This window comes from Parahaemophilus parainfluenzae, assembly GCF_001055095.1.
Taxonomy (GTDB): Bacteria; Pseudomonadota; Gammaproteobacteria; order Enterobacterales; family Pasteurellaceae; genus Haemophilus_D; species Haemophilus_D parainfluenzae_Z.
On record NZ_JVHG01000026.1, the window covers coordinates 62,151 to 83,594 of the forward strand.

17 protein-coding genes are annotated in these 21,444 nt (G+C 39.9%); 13 read left to right on the top strand and 4 right to left on the bottom strand.

The window, feature by feature from the left end:
* The first annotated feature begins 305 nt into the window (after positions 1-305).
* From aceE to ADA56_RS09155, 4 genes are all read left to right on the top strand, one after another.
* The gene (gene aceE, locus ADA56_RS09140; protein WP_049370246.1) at positions 306-2,972 is read left to right on the top strand and encodes a pyruvate dehydrogenase (acetyl-transferring), homodimeric type; all 2,667 of its coding nucleotides are present in this window, start codon (positions 306-308) and stop codon (positions 2,970-2,972) included.
* A gap of 88 nt (positions 2,973-3,060) precedes the next feature.
* A complete protein-coding gene (aceF, locus tag ADA56_RS09145) occupies positions 3,061-4,947 on the top strand; it encodes a pyruvate dehydrogenase complex dihydrolipoyllysine-residue acetyltransferase (RefSeq protein ID WP_049370247.1) in 1,887 nt (628 codons plus the stop codon).
* Between the two features lie 91 nt (positions 4,948-5,038).
* The gene (lpdA, locus tag ADA56_RS09150) at positions 5,039-6,463 is read left to right on the top strand and encodes a dihydrolipoyl dehydrogenase (RefSeq protein WP_005695688.1); all 1,425 of its coding nucleotides are present in this window, start codon (positions 5,039-5,041) and stop codon (positions 6,461-6,463) included.
* A gap of 162 nt (positions 6,464-6,625) precedes the next feature.
* Positions 6,626-7,177: an NlpC/P60 family protein gene (locus ADA56_RS09155; RefSeq protein ID WP_049370248.1), complete on the top strand. Its 552-nt coding sequence runs from the start codon at positions 6,626-6,628 to the stop codon at positions 7,175-7,177.
* A 78-nt stretch (positions 7,178-7,255) separates the two neighbouring features.
* Here the strand turns inward: ADA56_RS09155 and ADA56_RS09160 are convergent, their stop codons facing one another.
* Complete coding sequence (locus ADA56_RS09160) at positions 7,256-7,705, bottom strand: LexA family protein (RefSeq protein ID WP_080972366.1); 450 nt, start codon at positions 7,703-7,705, stop codon at positions 7,256-7,258.
* Between the two features lie 272 nt (positions 7,706-7,977).
* On the opposite strand from ADA56_RS09160, the gene sstT reads away from it, so the two are divergent.
* The 6 genes from sstT to ADA56_RS09190 are packed head-to-tail and all read left to right on the top strand — an operon-like array spanning position 7,978 to position 13,377.
* On the top strand, positions 7,978-9,219 hold the full coding sequence (sstT, locus tag ADA56_RS09165; RefSeq protein ID WP_049370249.1) for a serine/threonine transporter SstT: 1,242 nt from the start codon (positions 7,978-7,980) through the stop codon (positions 9,217-9,219).
* Between the two features lie 58 nt (positions 9,220-9,277).
* Positions 9,278-10,726, top strand: a complete 1,449-nt coding sequence (gene modF / locus ADA56_RS09170; RefSeq protein WP_049370250.1) for a molybdate ABC transporter ATP-binding protein ModF — start codon at positions 9,278-9,280, stop codon at positions 10,724-10,726.
* 45 nt (positions 10,727-10,771) lie between these two features.
* Complete coding sequence (locus ADA56_RS09175; protein ID WP_049366068.1) at positions 10,772-11,686, top strand: SPFH domain-containing protein; 915 nt, start codon at positions 10,772-10,774, stop codon at positions 11,684-11,686.
* Between the two features lie 52 nt (positions 11,687-11,738).
* On the top strand, positions 11,739-12,194 hold the full coding sequence (locus tag ADA56_RS09180; protein ID WP_049370251.1) for an NfeD family protein: 456 nt from the start codon (positions 11,739-11,741) through the stop codon (positions 12,192-12,194).
* Positions 12,191-12,796: an NAD(P)H-dependent oxidoreductase gene (locus tag ADA56_RS09185; protein WP_049370252.1), complete on the top strand. Its 606-nt coding sequence runs from the start codon at positions 12,191-12,193 to the stop codon at positions 12,794-12,796. Before ADA56_RS09180 ends, ADA56_RS09185 begins: the two co-directional genes overlap by 4 nt.
* Positions 12,797-12,819: 23 nt before the next feature.
* Positions 12,820-13,377, top strand: a complete 558-nt coding sequence (locus ADA56_RS09190) for a TorD/DmsD family molecular chaperone (RefSeq protein WP_049370253.1) — start codon at positions 12,820-12,822, stop codon at positions 13,375-13,377.
* 96 nt (positions 13,378-13,473) lie between these two features.
* On the opposite strand, the gene gyrA is transcribed toward ADA56_RS09190, so the two are convergent.
* Positions 13,474-16,119: a DNA topoisomerase (ATP-hydrolyzing) subunit A gene (gene gyrA / locus ADA56_RS09195; RefSeq protein WP_049370254.1), complete on the bottom strand. Its 2,646-nt coding sequence runs from the start codon at positions 16,117-16,119 to the stop codon at positions 13,474-13,476.
* A 153-nt stretch (positions 16,120-16,272) separates the two neighbouring features.
* The gene (gene ycaO / locus ADA56_RS09200; RefSeq protein WP_049370255.1) at positions 16,273-18,036 is read right to left on the bottom strand and encodes a 30S ribosomal protein S12 methylthiotransferase accessory factor YcaO; all 1,764 of its coding nucleotides are present in this window, start codon (positions 18,034-18,036) and stop codon (positions 16,273-16,275) included.
* 179 nt (positions 18,037-18,215) lie between these two features.
* Between ycaO and ADA56_RS09205 the strand changes: the two genes are divergently transcribed.
* Positions 18,216-18,554 (top strand): YegP family protein, encoded by a 339-nt coding sequence (locus tag ADA56_RS09205; protein WP_049370256.1) that lies wholly within the window; start codon positions 18,216-18,218, stop codon positions 18,552-18,554.
* Here ADA56_RS09205 and ADA56_RS09210 read toward each other — a convergent pair whose 3' ends face one another.
* Entirely contained in the window at positions 18,555-19,271 is a 717-nt protein-coding gene (locus tag ADA56_RS09210) for a class I SAM-dependent methyltransferase (protein WP_049370257.1), read from the bottom strand. It lies immediately after the preceding gene.
* A gap of 10 nt (positions 19,272-19,281) precedes the next feature.
* Here ADA56_RS09210 and gloB point away from each other — a divergent pair, with 10 nt between their 5' ends.
* Both gloB and hemA read left to right on the top strand, forming a co-directional pair.
* Positions 19,282-19,983 carry a hydroxyacylglutathione hydrolase gene (gene gloB, locus ADA56_RS09215; RefSeq protein WP_049370258.1) on the top strand — a complete coding sequence of 234 codons (702 nt, stop codon included), beginning with the start codon at positions 19,282-19,284 and terminating at the stop codon, positions 19,981-19,983.
* Positions 19,984-20,118: 135 nt separating this feature from the next.
* On the top strand, positions 20,119-21,441 hold the full coding sequence (gene hemA / locus ADA56_RS09220) for a glutamyl-tRNA reductase (RefSeq protein ID WP_049370259.1): 1,323 nt from the start codon (positions 20,119-20,121) through the stop codon (positions 21,439-21,441).
* Positions 21,442-21,444: the final 3 nt, after the last annotated feature.

Consider the following 21,444-nt stretch of genomic DNA (forward strand, 5'->3'; position numbering starts at 1 on the left):
TTGTCCTCTAAAAAAGCTTAAAAGCATGCGGACACTTTAGATCAAAGCGGGTAGTGAATGCAATACATAAAACAGGCTTTAAATTAAACCAGAAAATCCTTTCAAAATGACCGCACTTTTAGTGAAGAGTATTGCAATAACTCGAAGAAATGCGTGAGAACAGTGAAAATCTACTATCTTTCTTGCAAAAAATCTTCTAAAATTTACAAGATTTGTTAAATGTTTGTAACATTGATTAACAAGCTTGATTTTCGTGTTTGGTCATAACCAAACTTCATTTTCACTCAGTAAAATAAGGAAAGACTATGTCAGATACCTTAGTAAACGATATTGACCCAATTGAAACACAGGATTGGTTGTCAGCTGTTGATTCATTAATTCGTGCCGAAGGCGCAGAGCGTGCGCATTACATCATCAATCAGGTGATCGACCAGGCTCGTAATGGTGGTGTGAACATTGCAAAAGGTGGCGTAACAACCCCATATGTTAATACCATCCCAGTTTCTGAACAGCCAGCATACCCAGGTGATAAAGCTATTGAGCGTCGTATTCGTAGTGCTGTACGTTGGAATGCGATCATGGCGGTATTACGTGGCCAGAAAAAAGATCTTGAATTAGGTGGTCACATTTCAACTTATCAATCTGCAGCAAGCATGTATGAAGTTTGTTTTAACCACTTCTTCAAAGCGGCGACAGATAAAAACGGCGGTGACTTAGTCTTCTTCCAAGGCCATGCGGCACCAGGTATGTATGCTCGTGCATTCGTTGAAGGTCGTATTACTGAAGATCAAATGAATAATTTCCGTCAGGAATGTGAACCTGGTAAAGGTCTTTCATCTTACCCACACCCGAAATTAATGCCTGAATTCTGGCAATTCTCGACCGTATCTATGGGTTTAGGTCCGGTAAATGCGATTCGTACTGCTCGTTTCTTAAAATACTTAGACAACCGTGGTTTAAAAGACACCAAAGATCAAAAAGTGTATGCTTTCCTTGGTGACGGTGAGATGGACGAAATCGAGGCAAAAGGTGATTTAACATTCGCTGCACGTGAAGGCTTAGATAACTTAATCTTCGTCGTAAGCTGTAACTTGCAACGTTTAGATGGACCAGTAACAGGTAACGGTAAAATCGTTCAAGAATTAGAAGGTTTATTTGCTGGTGCTGGTTGGGAAGTGATCAAAGTTATGTGGGGCTCTAACTGGGACAAATTATTTGCCAAAGATACCTCAGGTAAGTTAACTCAATTGATGATGGAAGTGCTTGATGGCGACTATTTAACCTTCAAATCTAAAGATGGTGCTTATGTTCGTGAACACTTCTTTGGTCGTTATCCAGAAACTGCAGCATTAGTAGCGGATATGACAGATGATGAAATCTGGGCATTAAGACGCGGTGGCCATGATTCTGAAAAACTTTATGCGGCATTCCATAAAGCGCAAACAGCAGGTAAACCTGTAGTAATCCTTGCACACATGGTTAAAGGTTATAAAATTCCTGAAGCAGAAAGTAAAAATACGGCTCACCAATCTAAAAAAATGTCGATCGAAAGTCTTAAATACTTCCGTGATCATTTCCACCTAGATATTAAAGATGAAGATATTCCTAACTATCCATACATTACCTTCCCAGAAGGTTCGGAAGAGTACAATTATCTTCATGGCAGACGTAAAGCGTTAAACGGTTACTTACCGAAACGTTTACCAAAATTCACCACTGAATTTAAAGTGCCATCTTTAGAAGAATTTGCCCCATTATTGGAAGCTCAAGCTCGTCCAATTTCAACTACAATGGCATTCGTGCGTTTCTTAAATACCTTATTGAAAGATAAAAATATTGGTAAACAAATTGTGCCAATTGTTGCTGACGAAGCACGTACTTTTGGTATGGAAGGTTTATTCCGTCAAATCGGTATTTACAATCCACATGGTCAAAACTATGTGCCTTCTGACCGTGATTTAGTGGCTTACTACCGTGAAGCGAAAGATGGCCAAGTATTACAAGAAGGTATCAATGAATTAGGTGCTGCATCATCTTGGTTAGCGGCAGCAAACTCATACTCTGTAAATAACCTGCCAATGATTCCATTCTTCATCTACTACTCAATGTTTGGTTTCCAACGTGTGGGTGACTTAATGTGGGCAGCAGGTGACCAATTAGCACGTGGTTTCATGATTGGTGGTACTTCTGGCCGTACAACATTAAATGGTGAAGGTTTACAACACGAAGATGGCCACAGCCATATTCAATCTCTTGTTATTCCTAACTGTGTGTCTTATGACCCAGCTTACGTTTATGAAGTGGCAGTTATCCTACAAGACGGTATCAACCGTATGTACGGTGAAAAACAAGAAGATGTGTTCTACTACATCACCACATTAAATGAAACTTACGAACAACCAGCAATGCCAAAAGGTGCAGAAGAAGGTATTCGTAAAGGTCTTTATAAATTTGAAACCGTTGAAGCGAAAGGCAACAAAGGTCATGTTCAATTATTAGGTTCTGGTGCGATCTTCCGTCACGTTCGTGAAGCAGCACAAATTCTTGCAAATGAATATGGAGTAAGCTCAGATGTATATAGCGTGCCTTCATTCACTGAAGTGGCTCGTGAAGGTGCGGATGCTGTACGTTGGAATATGTTACATCCAACTGAGACACCACGCGTACCTTACATTGCACAAGTAATGAACGATGCTCCAGCTGTTGCAGCAACTGACTACATGAAATTATTTGCAGAACAAGTTCGTGCATTCATCCCAGCACAAAGCTATCACGTATTAGGTACTGACGGTTTCGGTCGTTCAGACAGCCGTGAAAACTTACGTGAACACTTTGAAGTGGATGCACGTTATGTTGTGGTTGCAGCATTACATGAGCTTGCAAAACAAGGCAAATTTGATGCGAAAGTGGTGGCTGATGCAATCGCGAAATTTGGTTTAAAAACTGAAATTTTAAATCCGCTTTACGCTTAATTAAAACATCCTGTGTGTGAGAGCACACAGGAGCATCTACAAATAAAGTGCGGTTGATTTTAACTGCGTTTTTTAAAGGTAAGATAACATGTCAAAACAAATTCAAATTCCTGATATCGGTAGTGATGAAGTTACCGTAACAGAAGTGATGGTGAAAGTAGGTGATACCATTACTGCTGATCAAAGTATTATCAATGTTGAAGGTGATAAAGCTTCAATGGAAGTCCCTACACCTGAAGCCGGCGTGGTAAAAGAAGTATTAGTAAAAGTGGGTGATAAAGTCACAACTGGCACACCAATGCTTGTATTAGAGTCAGCGGATGCGGCAGCGCCTGCTCCAGCTGCAGCAGCACCTGCACCGGCAGCCGCACCAGCAGCTGCAAGTGTAGTTGAAGTCAATGTACCCGATATCGGTTCAGACGAAGTAAACGTGACAGATATCATGGTGAAAGTAGGCGATACCGTTGAAGTTGATCAGTCAATTATCAATGTTGAAGGTGATAAAGCGTCAATGGAAGTGCCTGCTCCAGTTGCTGGCGTCGTAAAAGAAATTTTAATCAACGTGGGTGATAAAGTTGTTACTGGCAAATTAATCATGAAATTTGAAGTGGCAGGTACTGCACCAGCCGCAGCACCAGTTCAACAGGCGGCAGCACCTGCAGCAGCACCAACAGCTTCAGCCATTAAAGAAGTGAACGTACCAGATATCGGTGGTGATGAAGTTAACGTAACTGAAATCATGGTTGCCGTTGGTGACAGTGTTTCTGAAGAGCAATCTTTAATTACCGTTGAAGGCGATAAAGCCTCAATGGAAGTGCCAGCTCCGTTTGCGGGTGTGGTAAAAGAAATTTTAGTGAAATCAGGTGATAAAGTTTCAACCGGTTCATTAATTATGAAATTTGAAGTGGCGGGTGCAGCACCTGCTCCAGCAGCGGCTCCTGCGGCAGCAGCTCCTACTCCTCAAGCAGCACCTGCAGCACAATCAGGTAATGTATCTGGCTTAAGCCAAGAACAAGTTGTCGCAAGCGCAGGCTATGCACATGCAACTCCAGTGATTCGTCGTTTAGCGCGTGAATACGGTATTAACCTTGATCGCGTAAAAGGTACGGGTCGTAAAGGTCGCGTAGTAAAAGAAGATATCCAAGCTTACGTGAAAACCGCTGTTAAAGCGTTTGAAACCAGCACGGTTTCTTCTGCAGCAGTGGGTAATGGTGTGGCAAACGGTGCGGGCTTAGGTTTATTACCATGGCCGAAAGTTGACTTCAGCAAATTTGGTGAAGTGGAAGAAGTTGAATTAAGCCGTATCAACAAAATCTCTGGTGCAAACTTACATCGTAACTGGGTAATGATTCCACATGTTACTCACTTCGATCGCACAGATATCACAGATTTAGAAGCATTCCGTAAAGAACAGAACAAGATTGTTGAAAAACAAAAATTGGATGTGAAAATTACACCAGTTGTGTTCATTATGAAAGCGGTAGCGAAAGCATTAGAAGCGTTCCCACGTTTCAATAGCTCTATCTCTGAAGACGGTCAAAAATTAACACTTAAAAAATACATCAACATTGGCGTAGCGGTAGATACACCAAACGGTCTCGTTGTACCTGTATTTAAAAACGTGAACAAAAAAGGTATTATCGAACTCTCTCGTGAATTAATGGAAGTCTCCAAAAAAGCACGTGACGGTAAACTTTCAGGTTCTGATATGCAAGGTGGTTGTTTCACCATTTCAAGCTTAGGTGGTATTGGTACAACTCACTTTACGCCAATCGTAAATGCACCTGAAGTGGCAATCTTAGGTGTGTCTAAATCAGAAATGCAACCAGTTTGGAATGGTAAAGAATTTGAGCCACGCTTAATGCTTCCATTATCATTATCTTTCGACCACCGTGTGATCGATGGTGCTGATGGTGCTCGTTTCTTAAGCTATATCAATGGCGTATTAGCTGACTTACGTCGCTTAGTGATGTAATTAACACGGTAAGATGTGAGTGATTAGGCTCACATCTTACAGAAAGGACCGCAAGTGCGGTCAAAAATTTGAACGTTTTTACGAGGTAAAAATGAGTAAAGAAATTAAAACCCAAGTTGTGGTACTTGGTGCTGGTCCTGCAGGTTATTCAGCGGCATTCCGTTGTGCGGACTTAGGTTTAGAAACAGTACTTGTTGAACGTTATTCAACATTAGGTGGGGTATGTTTAAACGTAGGTTGTATCCCTTCTAAAGCATTACTTCACGTTGCTAAAGTAATTGAAGAAGCAAAACACGCAAGCAAAAACGGTGTGTATTTTGCTGAGCCTCGCATTGATTTAGATGAAGTGCGCGCAGGTAAAGAAGCGGTTGTGGCTAAATTAACAGGCGGTCTTGCAGGCATGGCTAAACAACGTAAAGTCACCGTTGTTGAAGGTTTAGCGGCGTTTACCGATCCACATACATTAGTAGCACGTGATCGTGATGGTAAACCAACCACTATTAAATTTGATAATGCAATTATCGCAGCAGGTTCTCGTCCAATTCAATTACCATTCATTCCACATGAAGATCCGCGTGTTTGGGATTCAACGGATGCACTTAAATTAAAAGAAGTACCGAAAAAACTGTTAATCATGGGCGGTGGTATCATCGGTTTAGAGATGGGTACCGTATATCATGCATTAGGTTCTGAAGTTGAAGTGGTTGAAATGTTTGATCAAGTGATTCCAGCAGCAGATAAAGATGTTGTTGCAATCTACACCAAACAAGTTGAGAAAAAATTCAAGTTAATGCTTGAAACTAAAGTGACCGCAGTTGAAGCAAAAGATGATGGTATCTATGTTTCAATGGAAGGCAAAGCATGTAACGATACTAAACGTTATGATGCAGTGTTAGTGGCAATCGGTCGTACACCAAACGGTAAATTGATCGATGCAGGTAAAGCAGGCGTTGAAGTGGATGAGCGTGGTTTCATTCATGTTGATAAACAAATGCGTACCAATGTGCCTCATATCTTCGCAATCGGTGATATCGTTGGTCAACCAATGTTAGCTCACAAAGGTGTTCACGAAGGTCACGTTGCGGCAGAAGTGATTGCAGGACAAAAACATTATTTCGATCCAAAAGTCATTCCTTCTATTGCTTATACTGAACCAGAAGTAGCTTGGGTAGGTAAAACTGAGAAAGAGTGTAAACAAGAAGGTTTAAACTACGAAGTTGCGAAATTCCCTTGGGCAGCTTCTGGTCGTGCGATTGCATCTGAATGTGCAGAAGGTATGACCAAATTAATCTTTGATAAAGATACTCACCGTATACTTGGTGGGGCTATCGTAGGTGCTAACGGTGGTGAATTATTAGGTGAAATCGGTCTTGCGATTGAAATGGGGTGTGATGCGGAAGATATCGCATTAACCATCCATGCTCACCCAACACTTCATGAATCTGTGGGTCTTGCGGCTGAAGTCTTTGAAGGTTCAATTACCGATCTTCCAAATGCAAAAGCGAAGAAAAAATAATCGATTTTAATCCTTTTAAGGGCTGCTCATTGAGTAGCCCTTATTTTTTTGAGATCTCACTCACAAAATTGCATAAAAATTCAATAAAGACTGGCGGGCATAATGACTTTTTGATAAAATCCGACCAGTTTTGTTTTTATATTTTTTTATTATTTAAAAGCTATGTTAAAGAAGATTTTGATTATTGTAGGTTTGGTTGTTTTGACAACAGCCTGCTCTAACAACTCGGGGCAGGCACAAAACGGCATGATTAGTGAAAGTGATGATGCTGAGTTAACGGGTTTGATTGCTGGTTTAGATGGGAAAAAAGGGGGCGTTTACCCTAAATTAAGAACTAACCGTCCTAAATCAGGTTTAATTGGTGATAAAGCGCTTGCTCAAGTTTATAACGAATGGGTTGGTACTCGTTACAGAATGGGGGGCACTTCAAAACATGGTATTGATTGCTCTGCATTTATGCAAACTGCTTTTCTCGATGCTTACGGCATGGAGCTTCCACGTTCAACCTCAGAACAACGCTATTTAGGTCGCCAAATCCAAAAACATGAATTACGTAAAGGTGATTTAGTGTTCTTCCGTCGCAACAATCATGTTGGCGTTTATATTGGTAATAACCAATTTATGCATGCAAGTACAAGTCAAGGTGTAACAATTAGTTCATTGGATGAAGATTATTGGTCAAGAACTTATACACAATCTCGTCGTGTGATGTAATGACAATTTTATTTCAATAAAAAAGTGCGGTTAATTTTAACCGCACTTTTTCTTTATTTAGATTATCTGATTATTGGCTTAAGCCGCAAATTTCATTAAGTCTCTTCTTGGTTTCATTTGATGGATAGTATTCGTCACCGTGCCAACTAATGGTAGGTTTGTCCATTGTGTTGTTTTAATATTTTCCACTTTAGAATCTAATGCCATGAATACAAATTCATTACCGCTTACGCCGGCAAATTCATAAATATGGAATTCGTCTTGTTTTTCTAAAACAATAAGATCACCAATGAAAAGGCTGTCATTTTTTTCAACCACTAACATATCGCCCATTTCAATTCCCCAAGCAAGCATATTTGGATTCGTTACACGAATAAAACAAGTTTGTTGTGGACGTTTGATGCAATAAAGGTTGAGATCTAATTTTTTATTAAATGTCGATTTGCTTTCAACATCATTGAAAAATGGCATAGGATGATAAGAAAACGTCATATTATTTTGTGCAACTGTATTTGCGTAGTTCATCATCTTGTGTTCCTTTTAGTTTGTGTGTTTTTAATCAGTGGTTGTTTATACAGTGTAATATACTGGTATTAGATACAGTGTGTCAATAGGGCATAGAAAAAATTTTTTTATAGGCGAAAATTTTAGAAAAAATTCATTCCTTACTGAAAAAGTTCAATTTTTTAACAAAATAATAAAGAAAAAATTTTCTTTTAAATAAAATTTGAGCTATCTTTATCTTGTTTCGGTGGATCGTAACGATCTGAAGTTCAACTTAATCTTCATTTAAAACTATTATGAATACAACACGTTTATTTCATTTTTTGTTCCAAGGTAATTTGGTAAAACGAATTGCCGTTGGTTTGGTACTCGGGATCCTTGTTGCCTTGGTGAATGAGAGTGTAAAAAATTCAACAGGTGTTGATCTTGCATCTAGCTTTGGTGTGCTCGGTCAAATCTTTGTTAAAGCATTGCGTGCTGTTGCACCAATTTTAATTTTCTTCCTTGTTATGGCGGCCTTAGCGAATAAAAAAGTTGGCTCTAAAAGTAACATGAAAGAAATTATTATGCTTTACCTTGTAGGGACTTTCTTAGCCGCTGTTGCTGCGGTAATTGCAAGTATGGCATTCCCGTCAGATGTGGCTCTTGCAGTAAAAGAGGATGCGAGTTCAGCACCTCAATCTGTTGGTCAAGTCATGTTAACGTTAGTATTGAATGTGGTGGATAACCCATTAAATGCAATTTTCAAAGCAAACTTTATCGGTGTTTTAGCGTGGTCTATCGGTTTAGGTTTAGCCCTTCGTCATGCATCAGATGCAACTAAACAAGTTGTGGCTGATTTTGCAGAAGGCATTTCTAAAATTGTTCATATCATTATTTCTTTTGCGCCTTTCGGTGTATTCGGTTTAGTGGCTGAAACATTATCTGACAAAGGTTTATCTGCGTTAGGTGGATATGTTCACTTATTATTCGTGTTAATCGGTACAATGTTATTCACTGCATTTGTGCTAAACCCAATTCTCGTTTATTGGAAAATCCGTCGTAACCCATATCCATTAGTTTGGACTTGTGTACGCGAAAGTGGTGTAACGGCATTCTTTACACGTAGTTCTGCAGCAAACATTCCTGTAAACATTGAATTAGCAAAACGCTTAAATCTTGATGAAGAAACCTATTCTGTGGCAATTCCATTAGGTGCAAATATCAATATGGCGGGTGCGGCAATTACAATTACTGTATTAACCTTAGCAGCTGTTCATACATTAGGCATCGAAGTATCTTTCATCAGTGCGGTGTTATTAAGTATTGTGGCGGCGCTTTGTGCATGTGGTGCTTCTGGTGTGGCAGGTGGTTCATTATTATTAATCCCATTAGCTTGTAGCTTATTTGGTATCAGTGATGACATCGCGGCACAAATGATCGGTGTAGGTTTTGTGATTGGTATCTTACAAGACTCAACAGAAACCGCGCTAAACTCTTCAACTGACGTATTATTTACTGCGGCAGTATGTATGGAAGAAGAGCGTAAAAACGGTTAATTAAATTAATCTGACAAGGCGGGCAAATTGCTCGCCTTTTGTTTTTAAAGGAAAGCGAATGACACTTTTAATTCAGCAGGCAAAATTTGAGCTTCATCAAAAACAGACCTTAAACTTACCGCACTTTGCGATTGAGCCACGACAATATTGGGTTGTGGTAGGCAGTAATGGGAGTGGAAAATCAGCGTTTGCTCTCGCTTTGCAAAATGAATTGTCTTTGCAGGAAGGGAAGTATCATAATTCCTTTCAACGGGTTCAATCCTTTTCTTTTGAAAAACAACGAGAAATTCTTGAGTCCACATTAAAGAATTTAAACAACGATGATACCGATCCGGATTTTTTTGGTCAAACGGCAAGAGAAACCATTTTAAATGGTGGTTCTGAACTCACTTTTTGTGAACAAATTGCAGAAAAATTAGGGATTACTTATCTCTTAGATCGTTTCTTTATCAAACTTTCCACTGGAGAAGCGCGTAAAGTCTTATTGACACAAGCGTTATTACAAAAGCCCGATCTATTAATTTTAGATGAGCCTTTTGAAGGGCTAGATCAACAATCAGTGCAAGATTGGATGGCGATGTTGAATGAACTGGAAAAAGAATGCGCAATCGTTCTAATCGTTAATCGTCTGGCCGATATTCCGGCTGAAGCAACTCATTTAGCCATGTTGGAAAATTTAGAGTTAGTATTAGAAGGTGAACGACAAACCATTGAGCAACAAAGTATTTATCAACAATTAGTTTATGCGGAGCAATCTGTTGATGTGGCTTTGCCAGAACCAGCATCACCATTACTAAAACTGCCTGAAAACCAACCGCACTTTGAGCTTAAAAATGTCACGGTCCAGTATGGCGATAAAGTCATTTTGGATCATTTAAACTGGGTTGTTCAACCTCATGAAAATTGGTGGATTAAAGGACCAAATGGTGCAGGAAAGTCAACCTTACTTTCTTTGATTACAGGCGATCATCCTCAGGCATTTTCGAATCATGTGGTGATCTTTGGTAAACAACGAGGCTCAGGTGAAACGATTTGGGATATTAAACAAAAAATTGGTTACGTAAGTAGCCAACTGCATTTAGATTATCGTGTGAATTGTTCAGTGCTTGATGTGATTATTTCGGGCTTTTTTGACAGTATAGGGATTTATCAACAGGTGCCAGAGGCAATTCGTTTGAAAGCCATGCAGTGGTTAGCTCGTTTAAATCTAACTCATTTAGCAAAAACGCCATTTCGTTCACTTTCTTGGGGGCAGCAACGTTTGCTTTTAATCACACGAGCGATGGTAAAACATCCGCCTGTTTTAATTTTAGATGAGCCTTTTCAAGGGCTTGATGGGTTAAATCGCAAGTTAGTAAAACATTTTATCGAACAACTGGTAAATAATAGTGAAACGCAGCTTTTATTTGTTTCTCATCAAGATTTAGATGCCCCGAATTGCATTACGCATCTTTTTGAATTTATAAGAGAAAACGATAAATATATTTATGTACAAAGTGCGGTCTAATTTGATAGACTTTTCTTATATTTCCTCATCATTAAGGAGCAATCTATGGAAGGCTTATCTATTGCCGCAATCGTCTTTATTGTATTAGTTGTTGTTGTGCTATTTTCGGCACTTAAAACTGTACCGCAAGGTTATAACTGGACGATTGAGCGTTTTGGGCGTTATACCCACACCTTAATGCCAGGCTTGAACTTTGTGGTCCCATTTGTGGATCGTGTTGGTCGTAAGATCAATATGATGGAACAGGTATTAGATATTCCCTCACAAGAAGTTATTTCTAAGGATAATGCGAACGTATCCATTGATGCGGTTTGTTTCGTCCAGGTGATTGATGCTCGCAGTGCAGCTTATGAAGTGAATCATTTAGAACAGGCGATTATCAATTTAACCATGACCAACATTCGTACCGTGCTAGGCTCGATGGAATTGGATGAAATGCTTTCTCAACGTGATTCCATTAATGGTCGTTTATTGGCAATTGTGGATGAAGCGACCAATCCTTGGGGGATTAAAGTCACCCGTATTGAAATTCGCGATGTGCGTCCACCACGTGAATTGATTGATTCTATGAACGCACAAATGAAAGCGGAACGTAATAAACGTGCGGAAGTGTTGGAAGCGGAAGGTATTCGTCAGGCGGAAATTTTACGTGCAGAAGGGGAAAAACAAGCCCGAATTCTGAAAGCGGAAGGGGAGCGTCAAGAAGCCTTCTTACAAGCAGAAGCGCGTGAACGTGCAGCAGAAGCGGAAGCGAAAGCAACTCAAATGGTATCAGAAGCGATTGCCAGCGGTGATACCAAAGCGATCAATTACTTTATCGCACAAAAATACACAGAAGCCTTAAAACAAATCGGTGGTTCACCAAATAGCAAAGTGGTCATGATGCCGCTTGAAGCCGGTAATTTAATCGGTTCGGTAGCCGGCATTGCCGAACTGTTAAAAGGCGACAAAAAAGCGTAATTTCCTAAAGTGCGGTTAAAAATGACCGCACTTTTTCTCTCAAGGAGTTGATATGGCAGATTGGTTAACAACTTGGTCAGTATGGCATTGGTTGGTATTAGGTTTTGTATTATTAATTGCTGAAACCCTCGTGCCCGGGGTATTTTTATTGTGGTGGGGCTTGGCTGCGATTGTGGCTGCAGGCGTAATGGCGTTAGTACCGAGTTTATCCTTAACCGTGTTAGCCGTTTTTTATGCGATTTTAGCGATTATTCTCTCGTTGCTTTGGTGGAAATATCAACATAGCAAAGATAATCAGGACCAATCACGTACAACTTTAAACCAACGAGATCATACTTTGTTAGGTAAAAAAGGCACGGTATTAGAAATTGGTTCTAATGGGATTGGTCGTGGTGCCTTTGGCGATACCACATGGCGTATTCAAGGCGAACATTTAAGAGTGAATGATCTGGTGGTGGTAGAACGCGTTGATGGCATCACATTGTTAGTGAAAAAGGTAACGGAATGAATCATTTAATTATTTTTGCGCATCCAAATAGCCAAAAAAGCTTTGGTCGTGCCATCATGGATCGCGTTGTAAAAGCAAGCCAACAGCTTGGTGTTGAAACCCATTTGCGCGATCTTTATACCATGGAATTTAATCCGATTATTTCCTTTGAAGAATTACAATCGGCGAATAAAGGGATTATTCCGGCAGAAATTCAGCAAGAGCATGATTTTATTCGCCAAGCAGATTTGATTACGATGATTTATCCTTTATGGTGGATGGGTTTTCCCGCAATCTTGAAAGGCTATTTGGATCGTGTATTAAGTCATGGTTTTGCTTATAAAACAGAAAATGGCGAATCTAAAGGTCTGCTTCAAGGTAAAGCGATGCAACAATTTATCACCATAGGGAGTAGCGTAGCAAAATATCAAGAATACGGCGTGGATAAATCCCTCAATCATTGTTTGATCAACGGTTTATTTAATTATTGCGGTATCGAGAATGTGGATTACACCCTGTTTGGGGATATTCATATTATCGATGATGCTGCTCGCCAAGCGATGCTTGGTGAAGCTGCCGAAAAAACAACGGCAAAATTGACCGCACTTTTAGCTCAATCGTGAGCACAATTATAGGAAAGCAACTGATGTCAGAAACTCAAGTGAATAATTTTTCTTTAATAAGCCGCCTATTTGGCAACTTATTTTATCGCAGCCCTACGGATCCCATTTTGAGTGGGGTATTTGATTGGCTGCAGCAACAAGGTTTAAGTCAAGTGTGGGCTCTTTCTACGGATAAAGAAAGCGAAGCGGCCATGGATAATTTACAAATGAAAATTGATTTAACGTTGCTTGATCAAGAATATCAAAAATTGTTTGGTCAAAACGGTAACGTACCAACGGCTATTTCAAGTTATGATATGGATGTGCAACGTTTTGTGGATTTTCGTCATGCGCGTAATGTGCCAGAAGCAGAGAATGTGGATCATTTTGCCTTGTTATTGCTTACGGCTTCTTGGTTAGAAGACAACACGGAATCGCTATCTGCTCAACAAGATTTATTCGGTGATTTCTTATTACCTTGTGCAGCGAAATTCTTAACCCAAGTGGAAACTTATGCAACACTTCCTTTCTATCGTTCATTGGCGTATTTAACCCGTGAAATTCTTGCGGCAATGGCTGATGAATTAGAAGAAGGCGAGTAGTTTTCATCAATAGAATAGAGCTCTAAAAGAGATTTTAGATACAATAAAAAAGCCCCGCGAATCAAAACGCGGGGCTTTTATTTAATGGAAGATCAATTATTCTCCAGAAGTCACATCTTCAGTGCCTTCGTCTTCATCATCCACATCACAAACACGTTCAAGACTGACTACGTGTTCATCTTCTGCGGTACGAATTAAACGAACCCCTTGGGTGTTACGGCCAACGATACTTACTTCACTTACACGAGTACGCACTAAGGTACCTGCATCAGTGATAAGCATAATTTGGTCGGTTTCTTCTACTTGTGTCGCTGCAACGACTTTACCGTTACGTTCGCTCACTTTAATCGAAATCACCCCTTTGGTATTACGCGATTTGGTTGGGTATTCGCTTAATTGTGTACGTTTACCGTAACCGTTTTGTGTCGCCGTAAGGATTGCACCATCATTTTTCGGCACAACTAAGGATACGACTTTATCGATGTTGAGATCGAGTGTTTCTTCTGCATTATCGTCAGAAACATCTTCAATTTCGACCGCACTTTCATCGTCAGCGATATCATTGGTAAGAGCGAGTTTAATACCGCGTACACCTGTTGCTAAACGACCCATTGCACGGACTGCACTTTCAGCGAAACGCACCACGCGACCTTGTGAAGAGAACAACATGATTTCGTTAGAACCGTCAGTGATATCTACACCGATTAATTCATCTTCATCACGTAAGTTCAAGGCGATGATGCCGCTTGAACGTGGACGGCTGAATTCGGTTAGTGCAATTTTCTTCACGATACCACCAGCGGTTGCCATGATAACGAATTTATCTTCTTCATAAGCAGAGATTGGCAGGATTGCGGTGATACGCTCGTTTTCTTGTAACGGTAGAATATTGACAATTGGACGACCACGCGCACCACGGCTCGCTTGTGGTAATTGATAGACTTTTAACCAATATAAGCGGCCACGGCTAGAGAAACAGAGAATCGTATCGTGAGTATTCGCCACTAAGAGTTTTTCGATGAAGTCTTCATCTTTCATCTTCGTTGCAGATTTACCTTTACCGCCACGACGTTGTGCTTCGTAGTCGGTAAGTGGTTGATATTTTACATAACCTTCGTGAGAAAGGGTTACAACCACATCTTCTTGAGCGATTAAATCTTCTAAATCAATATCACCGGAAGCTGCAGTAATTTCGGTACGACGTTCATCGGCGAATTGTGTACGTACTTGTTCAAGTTCTTCACGAATCACTTCCATCAAGCGTTCAGGGCTGTTGATGATGTGGAGAAGTTCTGCAATTTTAACCAATAACTCTTTGTATTCATTGATGACTTCTTCGGTAGCAAGACCGGTTAAACGGTGTAAGCGAAGTTCTAAGATTGCATCAACTTGTTCTGGAGAAAGGTAGTAATCAGAACCTTGAATACCAAATTCAGCCGCTAATTCAGCTGGGCGTGCCGCTGCATCAAGCAGACCTAAAATTTCGTTATTCAGTTTCCAAGGGCGAGAAATTAATTTTTCTGCCGCTTCTTTACGCTCTTTTGATTGACGGATAATGTCGATGATTTCATCGATATTTGATGTTGCAACCGCTAAACCTTCTAAAATATGGGTACGCTCGCGGGCTTTACGCAATTCAAATAAAGAACGGCGAATCACCACTTCTCGACGGTGCATCACAAAGGCTTCAATGATTTGTTTTAAGTTGAATAAACGTGGTTGACCGTGATCTAAGGCCACCATGTTGATCCCGAAGGTCACCTGCATTTGTGTAAGCGCATAGAGGTGATTTAATACCACTTCACCTACGGCATCACGTTTGATGTCGATTTCAATGCGGATCCCTTCTTTGTTAGAAAGATCGATAATATTGCTGATGCCTTCAATTTTTTTATCTTTGATAAGCTCTGCAATTTTTTCCACTAATTTGGCTTTGTTCACTTGATAAGGCAATTCGGTCACAATGATTTGCTCTTTGCCTTTATCTGTGGTTTCTACGCTAGCGCGAGCGCGAACATACACTTTGCCGCGACCGGTGCGATAAGCTTCTTCAATCCCTTTACGGCCATTAATTAATGCTGCTGTCGGGAAGTCTGGGCCCGGGATATATTGCATTAACTCATCAATGGTGATGTTTTCGTTATCAATATAAGCCAAGCAGCCATCTAAAACTTCATTTAAGTTGTGTGGAGGAATATTCGTTGCCATCCCCACCGCAATACCGGAAGAACCGTTTGCTAAAAGTGCTGGAATACGGGTTGGTAATACGTCCGGAATCATTAATTCGCCATCATAGTTTGGCGAGAAATTTACGGTTTCTTTATCCAAGTCAGTTAATAGCGCTTGGGTAATTTTTTGCATACGAACTTCGGTATAACGCATTGCTGCTGGCGCGTCACCGTCGATTGAACCGAAGTTACCTTGCCCATCTACCAACATGTAGCGTAATGAAAACGGCTGCGCCATACGCACAATGGTGTCATACACCGCAGAATCACCGTGCGGGTGATATTTACCGATTACATCACCTACAACACGGGCAGATTTTACGTATTTTTTGCCGGCAGTGATGCCAGATTGATCCATGGAGAAAAGCACACGTCGATGCACCGGTTTTAAACCGTCACGCACATCAGGCAAAGCACGCCCAACAATCACCGACATGGCGTAGTCAAGGTAAGAAGATTTGAGTTCTTCTTCAATATTGACTGGGGTAATAGAGGAATGGATTGAATCCGTCATTTTTATTCCTTTTTTGATCAAAAAATTGTGACGAATTATAGCATAAATTTAAGCGTTTTTGTGTGAAAAGTGCGGTTGATTTTAAAGCAGTTTTTTAATGCGGAAATAAATAAGGCAGACATAAAGTCCGCCTTATGATTGAGAGAAAATCGTCTATTTCCAATTTTCTCGTTTAGCTTTTTGTAATTTCGCATAAGCGCCAAGTAAAGCTTGATGTTCTTTAAAGTTTTCAAGCGTTTCATCGCTGGCTGGCAAGTTATAGAATGGGTTACCTTTTTCTGCTACCGCAGCCCAAGCTTGTTGAACGGCTTTTTTGCCATACATTCTTTCAAATACAGTACGATATTGTTGTGGATCGCGAGTATTGTCTAAATGCAATTCAATGATACTGATTAAGGCACGATAGTAATTCACACGTTCTGGCGTAAATACAGAGCTGTTCATATTCATCGTCCAGTTTGCCCAATCTAAGGCTAATTCTAATTCACCTAATGCTAAGTAAAGCATGGATTTAAGCTCACCAACACGTAATGTTGTCCAACCGCTTGCTTTTGGTGCCACGATACCGATAAATTCACGAACACGTGTGGCATCGTCAATATCTTGCTCATCTAATTCTGCTAACAACTCTTCGTAAGTTTCAGCATCATGATGATGGTGTGGTAAATCTAATAAAATCTCGCGCCAGTCCATCCCCATATTGTTATTGGCATAAATGAGGTCATCAGCAGGATAGATATCAGACATGCCTGGTACGATAATGCGGCAAGCGTAAACGTCTAAATGGTTGTAATCCATGATGTAGACTTCTTTTTCCTCTGCATTAAAGATTGCCATCAAGTTTTCATATTCTTCTTGTGTTGAACCAGAGAAATCCCAATCTACAAACTCATAATCTGGCGTATTTTTGAATAAATCCCAAGAAATTAAACCGCTAGAATCAATGAAGTGTGTTTCAAGGTTAGCGTGTTCCGCCACATCATCATTATTAAATGATGGAGGAGAGAATACATCGAGATCTTTTAAACTGCGACCTTGTAAAAGCTCTGTTACGGTACGTTCTAATGCCACTTGGAAATTCGGATGTGCACCAAAAGAGGCAAAACAAGTGCCGTTATTAGGATTAAGTAATACCACACAAATCACAGGATATTTTCCACCTAATGAGGCATCGAAAGCATAAATAGGGAAGCCTTCTTCCTCTAATTTTGCAATAGAGGCTTGAATGGATGGATAGCGATCCATCACGGATTTTGGAATTTCAGGAAGACTGATGGCTTCTGCAATAATGCGATTTTTCACATAGCGCTCAAAGACTTCTGAAAGCCCTTGCACACGCGCTTCATTTCTTGTGTTACCAGCGGACATCCCATTAGAAACATACAAATTCGCAATGATACTTTGTGGAATATAGACGGTTTGTTGATCGGATTGGCTCACATAAGGCATGGCGACAATACCACGATCGTAATTACCGGATTGCAGGTCCACGAGTAATTCAGGCGTTAGTTCTTGGTTTGGATCGAAATAATCCCATAGATAATCATCTAAAATTCCTTCTGGTAAAAGGGCGTCATCTTCAATTGGAAACCATTTTTCAGTGGGGTAATGAACAAAATCACTATTAGCAATTTCTTGTCCTAAATAGAAATCAGCAAAGAAATAGTTGGTGGAAAGACGTTCGAAATATTCACCTAATGCAGATGCTAACGCTGCTTTTTTACTTGCGCCTTTGCCGTTAGAAAAACATTGTGGGCAATCCTTATCACGAATGTGTACAGACCATACATTTGGCACAGGATTAAGCCAAGAGGCTTCTTCAATATTGAAACCAAGTGCGGTCAATTTTTGTTGAAATTTTGAAATACTGTCTTCAAGTGCGGCATCTTTGCCGGGAATAAATGTTTGTTCGGTCATAATTGTTCCTGTTATAAAAAGCCCCAGCATCATAGGGGAGTTTAGAGAGCTAATCAAGCATAAAATTTATGCACTTTTGCTCTTGTTTTCCTTGATTTTTAAGGGTAAATTAGCTTGGCGCAGAAAGGCATTTTCTGTGTGGGTAAAATTATAAACAAATCAACCAATTGGGAGATATTATGGCTCAAGGATTTTATGAATTAAAAGTGGCTAAAGACGGACAATTTATGTTCAACTTAAAAGCAGCAAACGGACAAGTGATTTTAACTAGCGAACTTTATAAAACTAAAGCATCAGCTGAAAACGGTATTGCATCAGTACAAAAAAATGGTGTGGATGCGAAAAACTTTGAATATCGCGTAGCGAAAAATGATAAACCTTATTTCGTATTAAAAGCGGCTAACCACCAAGAAATTGGCCGTAGCCAATATTATTCTTCTCAAGCTGCAGCAGAAAAAGGCGTTGAGTCAGTGATCAATAACGCATCTTCTGCAGTAATCAAAGAAGTCTCAGAATAATTATTCTGTTCTTATTTCTTTAAATGCACCTGCCGGCTCTAAAAATGCCGGCATTTTTGATCGCGCTTTCTCCGGATTCAGTGTTAATGGATAGGTTCGTTTTTGAGCAACGATGACCGTAAGCGGAGAGCAGAGCGTGGTCTTTTCTTGTTTTATAGATAGTCTTTCTTCTGCAATCACATCAAAATTTAATAACGATAACCAGTCAATGACTCGCCAAGTAGCATATTGTCGGAACTTAAACTCGCCTAATTTCGGTTTGAAAAGCAAGGGACTCAGCGGATTAAATAACGTGATGAAAATCCAACCGTCATCTTTTAAAACACGATGTGCTTCACGCAATATTTGATGAGGATCTTGCGCAAAATTTAAGGTATTTGCTAATAAGCAGGCATCCATTTCTTTTTCAATAAAAGGCAAGGTTAATGGCGATGCTTGGAGCAAGCTATCACTTTCATTTAAAAGTGCGGTAGGAAAATGCGCTGTTTTTTCAGCTAACACAATTTGATGACGTAAAGGCAAGTCAAAGGCAATTTCGCCACTTAAGGCACCGACTTTCAGAATTTGATAGCCTAAAATTTTTGGCGTCCATTGGGCAAAATAATGTGTTAATACGTTACAATAGGCTTCACCTTGTGGTAACGCTTGCCAACTTTCAGGTAAAAGAAGTGGTTTGTGCCATTTGGCTTTCCAATTCAATGTTAATCCTATTTTCATAAGGTAATTTATGCTAGTTCCTATTCCTGCACTCAATGATAACTATATTTGGCTTTATAGACGAGAAAATTTCCCCGTAATTGTGATCGATATCCCAGAAATAACCCGTTTAATTCCGTATTTAGAATCGAATAAATTAGACGTAGAAGCGGTGTTATTAACCCATAATCATGATGATCATGTGCAAGGTGTCGCGGAGTTTAAGCAATATTATCCTAATGTGCCTGTTTTCGGTCCAACAGAATGTGCAAATAAAGGGGCAACCAATATCGTGGATAGTGGTGTGATTAATACGGCACATTATCATATTGAAGTTTTGCCAAGCGGTGGTCATACGGCAGGGCATGTCAGCTATTTGGTGGATGGGCATCTATTTTGCGGCGATGCGTTATTTTCTGGTGGTTGTGGACGCGTGTTCACGGGAAATTTTGCTCAAATGTTTGAATCTATGCAGCGTTTTAACCAATTACCAGATGAAACCGTTGTTTGTCCGGCTCATGAATATACGCGGGGTAATTTAGCTTTTGCAGAAACCATATTGGCGGATAAAAGTGCGGTTGAAAATCAACGTATTTTAGTGGAACGTTATCGAGCAGAGGGGAAACCGAGTTTGCCAACAACAATTGGATTAGAGAAACAAATTAACCCGTTTTTGCAAGCAAAAAATTTAGACGAATTTACGCAATGGCGTTTAGCGAAAGATAAGTTTTAACTCGTTTTAGTTATTTGTTTGAGTTTTTTCTCTTGAAATTTGCTCAATTCTCAACAATTCATTAAAATAGCGAAACTTTTACTTTCTACTTAATCCGCATGTTCATAAAAGTGCGGTTGTTTTTATTAGGTTTTTATGACCCTTCTTGTTCTAGGCATTAATCATAAAACGGCTTCTGTTGCTGTTCGTGAGAAAGTCGCTTTTTCTGAAGAAAAGCGGCAGCTTGCCTTACAACAAATTCACCAACAAGATTTGGCAGAAAGTGCGGTTATTCTTTCTACCTGTAACCGTACAGAGATTTATCTTCACCATCGTCAAATTTCACCCCAAGAGTGTAAGCAATGGCAAACGAACTGTACAAATTGGTTTGCTAATATTCATCAGCTTTCTGTCGATGAATTAAATAAAAGTATTTACACACATCAAAATCAACAAGCAGCGAATCATTTAATGCGCGTGGCCTGTGGTTTGGATTCATTAATTTTGGGTGAGCCGCAAATTTTAGGACAGGTGAAACAAGCTTTCCAAATCAGTGAAGATTATTATCAAGCGGCGAATATTCCGCTTTCAAGTACGCTTTCTCGCTTGTTCCAAAAAACCTTTGCAACAGCAAAACGAGTGCGTACTGAAACCAATATTGGTGAAAGCGCTGTGTCGGTAGCTTATGCAGCTTGTAGCTTGGCTCGTCAGATTTTTGAATCTTTACGTGAACTACAAATTTTACTTGTTGGGGCAGGAGAAACCATTGAATTGGTGAGCCGTCATTTATTACGCCACGGGGTAAAAAAATTGATGATTGCTAACCGCACTTTATCTCGTGCTGAGCAGTTGGTGGAAAAACTAGCGTCTAATACACCGATTGATGTGTATTCGCTTGATGAATTGCAAACCCCATTAAATCAAGCGGATATTGTCATCAGCTCTACAGGCAGTCCGACTATTTTAATTACTAAAGCGATGGCTGAAATTGCGGAGAAAGCACGCCAATTTAGACCAACTTTAATGGTTGATATCGCCGTGCCTCGTGATATTGATGAAAATGTCTCGGAATTAGAAAGTGTGTATCATTACACCGTGGATGATTTGCAAGATATTATCCAACGCAATCTTTCTCAACGTGAGCAAGCATCAGAGCAAGCACAAGATATCATCACGCAAGAATGTAATGCCTTCTTTGAGTGGTTGAAAGTTCAACAATTCTCCAATTTGATCCGTCATTACCGTGATGAGGCAGAGAATACTCGCCAAGAATTACTCGAAAAAGCGTTACACCAAATTCAACAAGGTGAGAATGCTGAAAAAATTCTGCAAGAATTAAGTTATAAATTAACAAATAAACTCATTCATGCACCAACCCAAACTATGCAATCCATGATGAGATCGGGTAATGCAGAAGGGTTGCATGCCTTTTCAAATGCGTTGCATTTAACCCATCCTTTAAATGAAAAAAACGATTAAATT

What these genes read in the sequence shown, in the direction of transcription:
- ycaO (WP_049370255.1), bottom strand. Translation starts at nt 18,036, where the DNA reads ATGACCGAACAAACATTTATTCCCGGCAAAGATGCCGCACTTGAAGAC.
- ADA56_RS09190 (WP_049370253.1), top strand. Translation starts at nt 12,820, where the DNA reads ATGTCAGAAACTCAAGTGAATAATTTTTCTTTAATAAGCCGCCTATTT.
- gyrA (WP_049370254.1), bottom strand. Translation starts at nt 16,119, where the DNA reads ATGACGGATTCAATCCATTCCTCTATTACCCCAGTCAATATTGAAGAA.
- gloB (WP_049370258.1), top strand. Translation starts at nt 19,282, where the DNA reads ATGCTAGTTCCTATTCCTGCACTCAATGATAACTATATTTGGCTTTAT.
- modF (WP_049370250.1), top strand. Translation starts at nt 9,278, where the DNA reads ATGACACTTTTAATTCAGCAGGCAAAATTTGAGCTTCATCAAAAACAG.
- hemA (WP_049370259.1), top strand. Translation starts at nt 20,119, where the DNA reads ATGACCCTTCTTGTTCTAGGCATTAATCATAAAACGGCTTCTGTTGCT.
- aceF (WP_049370247.1), top strand. Translation starts at nt 3,061, where the DNA reads ATGTCAAAACAAATTCAAATTCCTGATATCGGTAGTGATGAAGTTACC.
- ADA56_RS09160 (WP_080972366.1), bottom strand. Translation starts at nt 7,705, where the DNA reads ATGATGAACTACGCAAATACAGTTGCACAAAATAATATGACGTTTTCT.
- sstT (WP_049370249.1), top strand. Translation starts at nt 7,978, where the DNA reads ATGAATACAACACGTTTATTTCATTTTTTGTTCCAAGGTAATTTGGTA.
- ADA56_RS09210 (WP_049370257.1), bottom strand. Translation starts at nt 19,271, where the DNA reads ATGAAAATAGGATTAACATTGAATTGGAAAGCCAAATGGCACAAACCA.
- aceE (WP_049370246.1), top strand. Translation starts at nt 306, where the DNA reads ATGTCAGATACCTTAGTAAACGATATTGACCCAATTGAAACACAGGAT.
- ADA56_RS09185 (WP_049370252.1), top strand. Translation starts at nt 12,191, where the DNA reads ATGAATCATTTAATTATTTTTGCGCATCCAAATAGCCAAAAAAGCTTT.
- ADA56_RS09175 (WP_049366068.1), top strand. Translation starts at nt 10,772, where the DNA reads ATGGAAGGCTTATCTATTGCCGCAATCGTCTTTATTGTATTAGTTGTT.
- ADA56_RS09180 (WP_049370251.1), top strand. Translation starts at nt 11,739, where the DNA reads ATGGCAGATTGGTTAACAACTTGGTCAGTATGGCATTGGTTGGTATTA.
- lpdA (WP_005695688.1), top strand. Translation starts at nt 5,039, where the DNA reads ATGAGTAAAGAAATTAAAACCCAAGTTGTGGTACTTGGTGCTGGTCCT.
- ADA56_RS09155 (WP_049370248.1), top strand. Translation starts at nt 6,626, where the DNA reads ATGTTAAAGAAGATTTTGATTATTGTAGGTTTGGTTGTTTTGACAACA.
- ADA56_RS09205 (WP_049370256.1), top strand. Translation starts at nt 18,216, where the DNA reads ATGGCTCAAGGATTTTATGAATTAAAAGTGGCTAAAGACGGACAATTT.